This is a genomic window from Desulfovibrio desulfuricans DSM 642 (assembly GCF_000420465.1).
Lineage (GTDB): Bacteria > Desulfobacterota > Desulfovibrionia > Desulfovibrionales > Desulfovibrionaceae > Desulfovibrio > Desulfovibrio desulfuricans.
This window is the reverse complement of record NZ_ATUZ01000013.1, coordinates 366,507-378,617: the sequence shown is the minus strand read 5'-3', so window position 1 is coordinate 378,617 and position 12,111 is coordinate 366,507. Positions and strand designations below refer to the sequence as shown.

The 12,111-nt window shown below is 54.8% G+C and carries 7 protein-coding genes and 1 riboswitch; of the genes, 3 read left to right on the top strand and 4 right to left on the bottom strand.

From position 1 onward, the window contains the following. Window positions 1-482 precede the first annotated feature (482 nt). From aspA to G449_RS0107240, 4 genes are all read right to left on the bottom strand, one after another. Window positions 483-1,886 carry an aspartate ammonia-lyase gene (gene aspA / locus G449_RS0107255; protein ID WP_027180788.1) on the bottom strand — a complete coding sequence of 468 codons (1,404 nt, stop codon included), beginning with the start codon at window positions 1,884-1,886 and terminating at the stop codon, window positions 483-485. A 697-nt stretch (window positions 1,887-2,583) separates the two neighbouring features. Next, on the bottom strand, window positions 2,584-3,588 hold the full coding sequence (locus G449_RS0107250; protein ID WP_022658643.1) for a beta/alpha barrel domain-containing protein: 1,005 nt from the start codon (window positions 3,586-3,588) through the stop codon (window positions 2,584-2,586). 37 nt (window positions 3,589-3,625) lie between these two features. Then, window positions 3,626-4,933, bottom strand: a complete 1,308-nt coding sequence (locus G449_RS0107245; protein WP_022658642.1) for an MFS transporter — start codon at window positions 4,931-4,933, stop codon at window positions 3,626-3,628. A 37-nt stretch (window positions 4,934-4,970) separates the two neighbouring features. Next, window positions 4,971-5,906, bottom strand: coding sequence for a hydroxyacid dehydrogenase (locus G449_RS0107240; protein WP_027180787.1), 936 nt, complete (start codon window positions 5,904-5,906; stop codon window positions 4,971-4,973). A 268-nt stretch (window positions 5,907-6,174) separates the two neighbouring features. Here G449_RS0107240 and G449_RS16420 point away from each other — a divergent pair, with 268 nt between their 5' ends. The 3 genes from G449_RS16420 (at window position 6,175) to G449_RS0107220 (ending at window position 12,072) form a co-directional block, all read left to right on the top strand. After that, window positions 6,175-8,160, top strand: coding sequence for a sigma-54-dependent Fis family transcriptional regulator (locus tag G449_RS16420; protein ID WP_022658641.1), 1,986 nt, complete (start codon window positions 6,175-6,177; stop codon window positions 8,158-8,160). A gap of 197 nt (window positions 8,161-8,357) precedes the next feature. Beyond that, a riboswitch (cobalamin riboswitch) is annotated at window positions 8,358-8,530 on the top strand. Between the two features lie 122 nt (window positions 8,531-8,652). Continuing rightward, on the top strand, window positions 8,653-10,917 hold the full coding sequence (gene metE, locus G449_RS0107225; protein ID WP_022658640.1) for a 5-methyltetrahydropteroyltriglutamate--homocysteine S-methyltransferase: 2,265 nt from the start codon (window positions 8,653-8,655) through the stop codon (window positions 10,915-10,917). Between the two features lie 21 nt (window positions 10,918-10,938). Further along, window positions 10,939-12,072 carry a 5-methyltetrahydropteroyltriglutamate--homocysteine S-methyltransferase gene (locus tag G449_RS0107220; protein ID WP_022658639.1) on the top strand — a complete coding sequence of 378 codons (1,134 nt, stop codon included), beginning with the start codon at window positions 10,939-10,941 and terminating at the stop codon, window positions 12,070-12,072. Window positions 12,073-12,111 lie beyond the last annotated feature (39 nt).

Sequence of the window (12,111 nt, the reverse complement as noted above, 5' to 3'; positions counted from 1 at the left end):
CTTTCTTCTTTTCAGACTTCTGTCCTGTTCAAGCGATTCTGACTTGCCTCTTCCCTCTTGGGACTCTATGCCCCGTCTTTGAGGTAGAGCCGGAAGCTTCGCCTTTCCGGCCTTTTGCCCCCCCACAAAAAAACCAGACATTCCCCCAACGGCCGTCAGAATGGTCTTCTGAGGCGACTTTTTGCAAATGGCGCAGCATGTTCGGTGGAATGAATATCTCTGATATCAGCAGTTGCCCCAGTTGGATGCAAAGCCCCCCGCCTTCATTCCAAAAAGTTACCGGGAACATTGATTCCGCAAGGTTAAATAAAAAAACAGATCCTACGGGCGCAGCCAAGCAAACCGAAGATGTTTCCGCTGTCTGATTCATTCTTCAACGTAAAATATTCCGCCTAGGTGCAGCGCGGTAACGCGCAGGCCTGAGCGGCTTTTTATTGTCTGAAGTGGCAGATTGCTCCGCAGCGGTACCGCAAGGTCGTGTTTTACAGGTGCGCGCGGCTTGGGCGTGTCATGCTTTCGGGCGAAAGCAGTTTCTCAAGTTGTTCCGCAGTCATCACGCCATGCGCAAGCGCCACTTCAGAAACGGATTTGTTGGTATCCAAGGCTTCTTTGGCTATTGCCGCCGATTTTTCGTAACCGATAACTGGCACAAGATTGGTCACGATACCGATGGAATTGATTACGAGTTCCAGGCAGCGTTCCCTGTTGGCGGTAATGCCTTCCACACATTTTTCCCCAAGCGTTCTGCATCCGATGCCCAGACGTTCCACCGCCAAAAAAAGCGTGTGGGCAATTATCGGCTCCATGACATTCAGTTCAAGCTGCCCCGCCTCTGCGGCCATGGTTACAGTCATGTCCTTGCCAATGACGTCAAAGCATATTTGGTTGATCACCTCGGGAATGACGGGATTGACCTTGCCGGGCATGATGGATGAACCCGGCTGCCGGCGCGGCAGGTTTATCTCGTTAATGCCCGTGCGCGGGCCGGAAGACAGCAGGCGGAGATCATTGCAGATTTTTGAAAGTTTGACGGCAAAACGCTTGAGCACTCCCGAAATCTGCACATAGCTGCCTGTGTCCCATGTGGCTTCAATCAAGTTGTCTGACGTCACCACATTGAGCCCGATAAGGTTACTGAGATGATTGCATACAATACGCGAATAATCTGAAGGCGCGTTAATGCCGGTGCCGATGGCAGTGGCCCCAAGGTTGATTTCAAGAAGCAGTTTACGATTTTTTTCAACGCGCAGAATGTCTTCGCCGATGGTTGTTGCGTAAGCCGAAAATTCCTGGCCCAGCGTCATGGGCACTGCGTCCTGCAACTGGGTGCGGCCCATCTTTACCACATCGGCAAATTCCACGCCTTTGCGCGCAAAGCAGCCCTGAATATACCGCATGTGCTCCATAAGGTTGGTCAGCTCGGCATACAGAGCCAGCCTGAAGGCTGTTGGATAGGCATCGTTGGTGGACTGGGAACAGTTGACGTGGTTGTTGGGGTGGCAATACTGGTAATCGCCCTTTTCATGTCCCATGATTTCCAGGGCGCGATTGGCAATCACCTCATTGGCGTTCATGTTGGTAGAGGTACCAGCCCCACCCTGAATGGTATCCACCGGAAACTGGTCATACAGCTTGCCCGCCAGCAGTTCATCGCACGCGGCGCAGATGGCCTTGCTTATGTTTGCAGGCAATGCGCCCAGTTCCGCATTGGCAAGGGCCGCGGCCTTTTTTACGTAAGCCAAAGCCCTTATCAGCGAAGGGCATTGAGAAATTGTGCGGCCAGAAATGCTAAAGTTCTGCACGGCCCGCATGGTTTGCACACCATAATAGGCATTGGCAGGGATTTTCATTTCGCCAAGAAAATCGTGTTCTACACGCGTTTTCATTTTTTGCTCCAAGGTAGCGGCCATAAGCAGACTGCGCCGCAATACCAAAATGGGTTTTGCGCTTTCCCCCGTAAAGATCCTAGGGGTACTATGCAAGTAAGACAGTCAGGCTGTGTATACCTGAACCCTACCTTGGCAACAAGCATTTGCGGCGCGAGACCGCAGAGATGCCCATGGGTTATACTTCCGCTTTCAGGATTCCAGCGGAAATGGCGGCCACGCGCGATTACGATTGGCTGTTGATTGACGGAGACATGCGCCAAACACTGCGTAGACGCTTCTAGCGCTGCTGGGGCAGATGCTGGATATTGGCGCGCAGACAGTTCTGATCCCCATGGCGATACTGCGGACGAGGCCCGCCGCATGGTGAACGCCCAGCGGTATCCCCTCATGGAGTGCGCGGCGTTGGAGCCAGCATTGCACGGGCTTCACGTGGAGCCGCGTACCCAATGACATGGCGCAGGCGGAGAAAACCTGTGCCTGCTTGTTCAGATTGAAAGCCGCAAGGCGCTTGAAAATCTGGATGAGATCATTAAGGTGATCCCTTGCACCCTACAACACCGCTGAGTATGTTCCCACCCGCGGGGGCCACGCTATTAACGGCGCGGCCCCCGCTTTTTACTACATAATATAATTGGTTGCGCACATCAAAAAAGGGATCACGCCAGGAACCGCCGTGCACGGACGGACGCAAGCCCTACAGGCAACGCGCAGCAGCAAGCTTGGATGCGTGCTGTTTTATGAGATCCTTGGAAGGGTTTTTGCGGTTTTCAGCAGAAACGGCCATGGTAAGGCGGAAGATATCCACGCCATACTCCTTTGAAGCTTCACGCAATGCCGCAGTATTGGAAGAATGACACCCAGCAAGGCCAAACACCAGATCAAGGGGCACTACAGGCCCCCTGTAACTGTGCTTTTCCATGGCGGGCGCAAGCTTTTCATCAATAAACCGCAAAAGAACGTTCAGATCAGCCGTGCGAACCCCGAGCCGGTCGAAAACGGCTACCGCAATCTCCGTGGCCAAATTACCCGCGCTGCGGGCCATACCCATCAAACCACAGTCGATTATGGCGGCACCTTCCCTGAAAGCTGCAACTGCGTTGGGCACGGACATACCCAGGTTGTTATGCCCGTGAAAGCCTACGGGAATACTCACCCGCCGTACCATTTTCTTTACATAGCTGCAGACTTCATCCGGCATCATGGTTCCTGCGGAATCCATAATGGTCACCATATCCACGCCCATATCCTGCAATCGCGCGGCCTCGTCGGCCAGGGCATCGGGGCTGAGCACATAGGCCTTCATCAATGAATAGCAGGCCTCGAGCCTGTGCTTTTTTACCAGTTCAACGGCCTGACGCGCCTTGTCGGCATCACCAGCATTGGCCCCTACGCGCAAAAAACTCAGGCCAGCCTCTGCGGCCGCCGCCACACGAGCTTCCGTAGCGTTGCCAGCAAGAATGAACATACCCAAACGAGCCTTGTCCACCAGCGGCTTGGCCAGGGCCATGTATTGGGCATCGGTCAGCGGGGCGACCTTGCCCTGCTCGTCGCCCGCGGCAATGCCATTGGCATTGCCGTATTCGATATACCGTATGCCGCAATCAACAAGCCCTTTCAGCATAAGTTCCGTCAGATCAGCCGGAAACCCGTTGCCAAGCACATTGCCGCCGTCACGAAGGGTGCAATCAAAAAGTTCCATATATTTCTCCAGAGCACAGTTGTTTAAAGAAAGGCCATTAGCGGAACCGACGCCCTTCAGCGGGGTCGGCCTTCTTGAGAGTCAGCAGGTTAACCAGGCCCAGCGCACCCACAAAAATGAGGATGTAGGCTGGAATCATGATGTCGTTGAACTTGGAGATGAGCCACGTGGCCAGAAACGGAGTGGTGGCCCCGCCCAAAACAGCCCCCATGCTATGCCCGAAGGAAACCCCTGTGCTGCGCACGCGGGGCGGCAACAGCTCCGGGTACATGGAATATGACCCAGCCTGGCACAGGGCATAAGGGATCATGGTGGTAACCAGTGCGAATATGGCCATGCCAAAGCCCCTGCCCATTATTGCGTAGCAGGGATAGCTCAGCACAATATAGCAGACGTAGCAGGCCACCAGCGTTTTAACAGGGCCTACGCGGTCTGTGATGAGGCCGAACACAGGTATGAAGAGAGCCGCGCAGGTCACGGCTATCAGCACGATAAAACCAACTTCGGTGGCAGGCATTTTCAGCACTGTGCGCATATAGATGGCGACATACACGGTACCGCAATACGTGCCCACGTTCTGAACCAGAGAGTACATGAACAGCTTGCACAGTGAAGCAGGATACTGACCTATCAGCTCCTTAATGGGGGCCTCAGAAAGCTTGCCCTCGTTCTTCATGTTGGTGAAGTCAGGAGTATCCTCGATTTTGAGACGCATCCAGAGGCAACCGAGCATGAGGGGCATGGCCACTAAGAAGGGTACGCGCCAGGCCCAGCTGGCGCTTTCGCCAACAAACAGATAGGCGGCCAGCCCGGTAAGGCCAGCGGCCCCGGCCTTGCCCAAATTGGCCACGCTGGGCACAAAGGAAAGATACAGGGAGCGGCGTTCTGCGGGCGCCCATTCACGAATGTACGAAGCCGCGCTGCCTATCTCGCCCCCGGCGGAAAATCCTTGCAATATGCGGCAAAGAATCAGCATGATAGGCGCAGCAATGCCTATCTGATCGTAGGTGGGCAAGCAGCCGATGGCCGTACAGGCCACACCGATAAGCACCACCGTAGCCACAAGCGAAAACTTTCGCCCGTAGCGGTCACCAATGTGCCCGAAAAACAGGCCGCCCAAAGGCCGGACGATAAAGGCCAGACCAAATACGGCCAAGGTGGACAGCAATGAAACCGTGGGGTTGTCGCTGGGGAAAAATTCCTTGGATATGCGGGCGGCGCAGTAGCCGTATACTGAAAAATCGTAATATTCCAAAAAAGTACCGAATGCGGCAGCCGCAGTGGCCTTTTTTGCTTCGCGCAATTTTTGTTGTTCAACCGGCGAGGTTGTATCCGTCTGAGTCATAGCGGAATCCTTTTCGGTAACAGGCTAAAACAAAAGGCTATACCGCATAGGGATAGAGCGGTTTTTCACCGTGCAACACGGCAAGCACATCGTCCACAACCGTATTGCCAACGCGCACAAGCGATTCGTGCGTACTGCCGCCTATATGCATGGTGCCGATAAAGTTGGGCAATTGCAGCAGAGGATTTTCCATGGTGGGGGGTTCCTGCACAAATACGTCGCTGGCAGCGCCGTAAATAGTCTTGCGCACCAAGGCCTCATAGAGGGCAGATTCGTCAATAACCCCGCCGCGCGCGGTGCTGACGATAACAGCCGTGGGCTTGCAGCAGGCAAACTGCGCGGAGCCTATGAGCCCTCTGGTCGTTTCGGTAAGTGGTACGCTCACGCTGATGTAGTCTGCCTCGCGCAGCATGCTTTCAAGAGTTTCATGCAAGTGCACGCCGCGCTCTTTCGCTGTGGCCGCTTTCATATAGGGGTCGTAGACATGAACCTCCATGCCGAACCCGTTCACGGCAATCTGCGCCACGCGTGAACCTATGTTGCCGAAGCCTACAAGGCCAAGCGACTTCCCGGAAATCTCAAGGCCTGTAAGAGTTGCGGGGGCTATGCGCTCTGCCCCTCGGCGTATGTGCTCCATATTGTCGCGCAGCTTGCGCGCAGTGGCGAGAATAAAGCCAAAAACCAGTTCGGCTACTGAATTTACGTTGCTCAGCGGGGTATACACAACAGGTATGCCCCGCTCCTTGGCTGTGACCAGATCAATGGCGTTCACGCCAACGCCGTGCTTGCCGATAACCTTCAGCCCCGGTGCAGCGAGAATCTGTTCGCGCGTGACGGACGCGGCGCGCACAATGACCGCATCCGCTCGGGAAAGGTCGTTTTTTTCCGGATCATCCCACGCCACTACTTCCGCTTCGGCACGCAGTTTGCGCATGGCGCTTTCGTCTATGGGTTCTATGACATGAACTCTCATGGTGTCCTCCCTATGAAACATGGCGAATGCATTCTTGCGCCAAAAAGCAAGAGACATGCCAGTAGAGTCCAGTGGTTGCAGGGCAGCACAAATAAATTAAAAAATTAATATTTTACAGTATATTACAATAAATAAATATTGTTTGGCCTTCGGCCAGCCCCAGAATACCGGCGGGCTCAGAATGATGATGTTGCATCTATCTGTTTCATTTATGTTTCACTTGATATACCATGTATCAAAAGGAAACAATTTGCAGATGGAGACGTCCATGGTTCATATCCGCAGGGAAGACATTCTGTTCATCACCCCAAGCGAACCGATTACCAACACTATCAGCAACATTTTCAGCCGCATCGGTGAGAGCTTTCTTGTTTATGAAGCAGCGCTGGAAGATGCAGTGCGCCTTGCCCAAAGCCATATCGACCAGGGACAGGCCATGGTTGTAGTCAGCAACGGCGGCACGGCTGCCCTGCTTAAAGAAGCCCTCAAAACGCATGTGCTGGAGCTTAGGTATACGAGCGTGGACATGCTGCGCGCAGTCAACCGCGCTTTTGGCCTTGCGGATAAAATCGCGGTGGTGGGATTTGAATCCTTCACCTACAACGCTCTTGCCCTAAAGGATTTTTTTGAAAAACCGGTGATTGTGGAAACCCTGACGGATCTTGCCGATATATCGGAAAGACTGCGGCAGCTCATTGCCAGAGGCGTAAAGGCCTTTGTGGGCGGCTCGCCCGTGGTAAACGCCGCACGGGCTCTTGGCGCGCAGGGCGTACATATCGACATGGATCCGCGCGTCATTCAGGACGCCATTGAAGAGGGCAAGCGCATTGTTTCGCTCCAGAAGGAAAAAGACCTGCGCCTCGGCACAATCAATGCCCTGCTCAACTCCATCAACGATGGCATTATCGGCATTGATGCCTCGGGGCATATTTCTGAGATAAACCGCATCGGCCTTGAGCTGCTTGGCCTGCGGCGGCAGGATGTGGTGGGGCGCGACGTGCGCGAGGTTTTGGGCATGCCCTGGGAATCCTGCATCCAGACGCCTGAAAACGAACAAGCCTCCGAAGTATGCCTGATAGGCGGCAATTCTCTGGCTGTTACCAGTGTGCCCATCCACGTGAACGGGCACAGCCGGGGCGCGGTGCTTACGTTGCAGGAAGTACGGCGCATCCAGTCTCTGGAACAGCGGGTGCGCAAACGGGTACGTGATTCTGGGCATGTGGCCAAAAGCACCTTTGCCGATGTGGTGGGAAAATCGGAATCACTGGAAAAAGCGAAAAAACGGGCCTTTACCTATGCGCAGTCCGAAAGCACAGTTCTCATTTACGGCAAAACAGGAACAGGCAAGGAGCTATTTGCGCAGTCTATCCATAATGCCAGTGCCAGGGCAGACAGTCCCTTTGTGGCCGTAAACTGCGCCGCTCTGCCAGAAAACCTGCTTGAAAGCGAGCTGTTCGGCTATGTGCGGGGGGCGTTCATTGGCGCCAGCGAAAGCGGCAAAATGGGTCTTTTTGAAATGGCCCACTGCGGCACCATTTTTCTGGATGAAATAAGCGAAATGCCTTTGCCCCTGCAATGTCGCCTGTTGCGAGTCCTACAGGAAAAAGAGGTCTCGCGCGTGGGCGACAACAAGGTAACGCCGGTGGACGTGCGCATTATCGCCGCCACCAACCGCAATCTGGCGAAAGAAGTTCAGGCGGGAAGGTTCAGGGAAGACCTGTACTACAGACTGGCGGTGCTCATTCTGGAGCTCCCCCCGCTGGTGGAGCGCTTGGGGGATATTGGCCTGCTGGCGCGGTTCATACTGCACAGAAAATCCAAAGAACAGCACAAGCCCATGCCACCGATAGATCCACGGGGAATGGCGCTTCTGGAAACCATCCCCTGGCCGGGCAATGTACGGCAACTGGCCAATGTTCTGGAGCGGGCCATGGTCATTGCCCCGCATGGTGTGCTTTCTGAAGACATCATGGCCGATTCCCTGCGCAGCTGTCACCCATACGAACAGACATGCCCAAACGACGTTGCCCCAGTTGTCAGCCAACAGAACTCCTCTGCCGCCAGCCTTTATGCTCTGGAAGCACGCGCCCTGCGCGACATGTTGCGGCAATGCGGCGGAAACAGGAAAGAAACTGCGCTCCGGTTGGGCATTGGGCGCGCTACGCTTTGGAGAAAAATGAAAAAATTCGGCCTGTTCGAGCAGGATATTTTGCCCGAAACCAGGGAGGAACCTGAATGGGAAAACAAGCAATAGCACCTGATACAACCATCTGCGCATGGGCCTGCTCCCCCAAGACTCTGCTCTTCTATGAATCTGCTGCGTCTCATTCTTGCGCTCCCATGGCAGGAGCACTACCTTTCAATGCATATCTTTAGGGGGGCGATTTTAGGCCACAGCATGTGGTTATTGCACAAAGTCGATTGTTGACGAAAAGAACAAAACAATATATCAATTTATCCAGATATTGTGATGAGAAACGGAAGGCAGTGAAAATCTGCCGCGGGCGCGCCACTGTAACCGGCATTTACCTGAGTCATGGTCACTGTTTGCATTAGCAGACGGGAAGGCCAGACTGCCACAGGCCGGAAGCCAGGAGACGACTTGTCACAATTGCTGCGACTGGCGCAGCTCGGCAGTGCTGTCTCGCGTACAGGCAAATGCCCGGCCTGACGGATGCCCCGCATCCTGTTCTGGACGAACGTGAAATGGACTGCCCTTTCAACTTCTATTGAAAGGAGCATCCCCATGAAAACCCACATTCTCGGGTTTCCATCAATCGGCAGACAAAGAGAGCTGAAACAAGCCCTTGAGTCTTTCTGGGACGGTACCCGATCCGCCCAATCCCTTATTGAAGTCGCAAACAACCTGAAAAAGCAACACTGGCGCATCCAGCGCGATGCTGACCTTGCTTATGTGGCCACCGGAGATTTTTCGCTTTATGACCGCATGCTCGATATCACCTGCATGCTCGGTGCAGTGCCCGCAAGGTTTGCCGCAGACAAGGCCGATTCACCGCTGGAGAGATACTTCAGCCTTGCACGCGGTGATGCCCTGCGCAATCTCCCGCCCATGGAAATGACCAAGTGGTTCGACACCAACTACCACTACCTTGTACCCGAGATTACGGACAACGCTCCATGGCAGCCGGGTGAACATCCTGTACTGGCAGACACGCTCCTTGCCGTTGATCTGGGCTTTGCGCCCAAGCCAGCTCTGATTGGGCCTTTTACCTGGCTTACGCTGGCAAAATCGCGGCACGAGGCACACAAATGGTCGCGCCTTGAGAGCATTGCCTTGGTGTACGCCGATCTGCTGACCTCGCTCGCCCCTCTCTGCGAAAGTATCCAGATAGAAGAACCCGTGCTGAGCACAGAGTTGCTGTCCCCGGCTGCGGTCAGGCGCTTTACCGAAATATACGCGGGTCTCAACGCCGCCAGCGGCAACAGGCTGATGCTCACAGCATACTTTGGGCCGCTTGAAAAAAATCTCGCGCTGGCTTTGGATTCCGGCTGCGCGGCGCTGCATGTGGACATGGTGCGCGGCAGGGATGAACTGGGCAAAATCCTGGCCGCCATCCCTGATAATATGGCGCTTTCGCTTGGAGCAGTGAACGGGCGTAATATCTGGAAGACGGATTTTGCCCGGATATTGCCGTGCATTGCGCAAGCAACAGCGGCTTTGGGCAGCGAACGGATTCTTGTCGGCTCAAGCTGCTCCTTGCTGCACTCGCCAGTGGATCTGGAGGCAGAAACAGCCCTGCCGGACCATATCCGTCACCGCATGGCCTTTGCAGCGCAAAAATGTGCGGAAGTTGCAAGCCTCGGGAAAATTGCGGAACAGGCTAATTCCGAAGGATTGCAGAGCATCACGGCTGATATGCATGATGCCGCCGCGCATCCCGATCAGTATATTGAAACTGTGCGGCAGCAGGTTGCCGCCGTCACCCCTTCGCAACTGCACCGCCAATCCGGCTATGCCGCCCGCAAAAAAGCGCAAGGCTGGCTTGCCTTGCCTCCCCTGCCCACTACGACCATCGGGTCGTTTCCTCAAACGGCAGAAATACGCAAAACCCGGCGCGACTTCAAAAACGGCAGCATAAACGAAGCCGCATACACGGCAGCCATGCAAAATGAGATCCGCCAGTGCATTGAAAAGCAGGAACAGCTGGGGCTGGACGTACTGGTGCATGGCGAAGCGGAACGCAACGACATGGTTGAATACTTCGGTCAACAACTGGGAGGCTTCTGCTTTACGCAGAACGGCTGGGTGCAGAGCTACGGCAGCCGTTGCGTTAAACCGCCCGTAATCTACGGTGATGTGTACCGCAAAAAGCCCATGACCGTAGCCTGGATACGCTATGCGCAGTCGCTCACGCAAAAGCCGGTCAAGGGCATGCTCACAGGCCCGGTGACCATTCTGTGCTGGAGCTTTGTACGGGACGACCTCCCGCGGGCAGAAGTGTGCAAGCAGATTGCCCTTGCCATCCGGGACGAGGTTCTTGATCTGGAAAAGGCTGGCGTGCGTATCATCCAGATTGACGAGGCCGCCCTGCGCGAGGGCATGCTCCTTACCCGCGCAGCAGCGGAGGATTATCTTCATTGGGCAGTGGAGGCTTTCAGGCTGGCTACCTCAAGCGTTGCCGACAGCACGCAGATACACACGCACATGTGCTACAGCGAGTTCAACGCCATTCTGCCCTGGATTGCCCAGATGGACGCCGATGTCATCAGCATTGAATCCAGCCGTAGCGGCATGGAACTTCTGGAGGCTTTTGACAGGTTCAACTACGCCAATGAAGTTGGGCCGGGCGTGTACGATATCCACAGCCCACGAGTGCCCTCAACGGAAGAAATGGTCGAACTGCTGCGCCGTGCACTCAGGCACATTCCACAGGAAAGATTGTGGGTTAACCCTGATTGCGGCCTGAAAACACGCCAGTGGGATGAAGCTTACCCGTCGCTGGAAAACATGGTTGAAGCCGCAAAAACTGTTCGCGCCGCGCTGGCGTAACCGCATATAAAGGATAAACAAATGAAGACTGAAGAAAACACCGCAGATTTTTGGAACAAACCTCCCTTCAGAGCTGACCATGTGGGCAGTTTTCTGCGTCCGGAATCCATAAAAAAGGCCAGAAAACAACTGCAAGACAAAGAAATCACCCCCGATGATCTGCGCAGGGTGGAAGACGAGGCCATTCGCCAGCTGGTAGAAAAACAGAAACAGTCCGGGCTTAAGGCCGTTACCGATGGCGAATTTCGCCGCAGCTGGTGGCATCTGGATTTTTTTGCCGGGCTTGAGGGCATTCAAAAAACTACCACCAGCAAGGGGTTTATTTTTCACGGCGTGCGCACCAAGGCCGAAAGCGTTGAACTGGCTGGCCCGGTGGGCTTTTCCAACCACCCCATGCTGCGTGATTTTGCCTTTCTCAAATCCTGCGCTGGCGAACACACGGCCAAGATGACCATTCCTTCCCCAGCCATGCTCCACTTTGTTCTGGCTATCCGCAACGAGCAGTTTACCCTGCCCAATTTCTATGGGTCTGAAAGCGCGTTGCTGGATGATATTGCCAATGCGTATAAAGACGCCCTGAAGGCATTTTACGACGCTGGCTGCCGCTACCTTCAGCTTGATGACACGAGCTGGGGTGCCCTGTGCTCCGCCGAACAGCGCGAAGCCCTGATAAAGAGAGGCATTGATCCTGATACGTTGGCGGCAAAATACGTGGACCTTGTAAACGCCGCCATCTCAGACCGGCCCTCCGACATGACGGTGACCATGCACATCTGCCGGGGGAACTTCCGTTCCACATGGTTTTCCAGCGGCGGATACGAACCTGTGGCGCAGGAGCTTTTTGGCAGGGCCAGACTGGACGGCTTTTTTCTGGAATACGATTCCAAGCGTGCAGGCGATTTTACGCCGCTCAGGCACATGCGTGACCAGCAGGTGGTTCTTGGGTTGGTATCAAGCAAGACCGGCACGCTGGAAGACCGTGGTGCCATCAGGGCAAGAATAGATGAAGCTGCACAGACTGTTCCGCTTGAGCAGCTCTGCCTCAGCCCCCAGTGCGGCTTTTCCTCCACAGAAGAAGGAAACACGCTGACAGAAGAAGAGCAGTGGAACAAGATACGCCTTGTTGTTGAAGTAGCGGAAAGCGTCTGGAAGTAGCATGCACACCGGGTCGATGTTGCACGGCCTTTGGGTGAT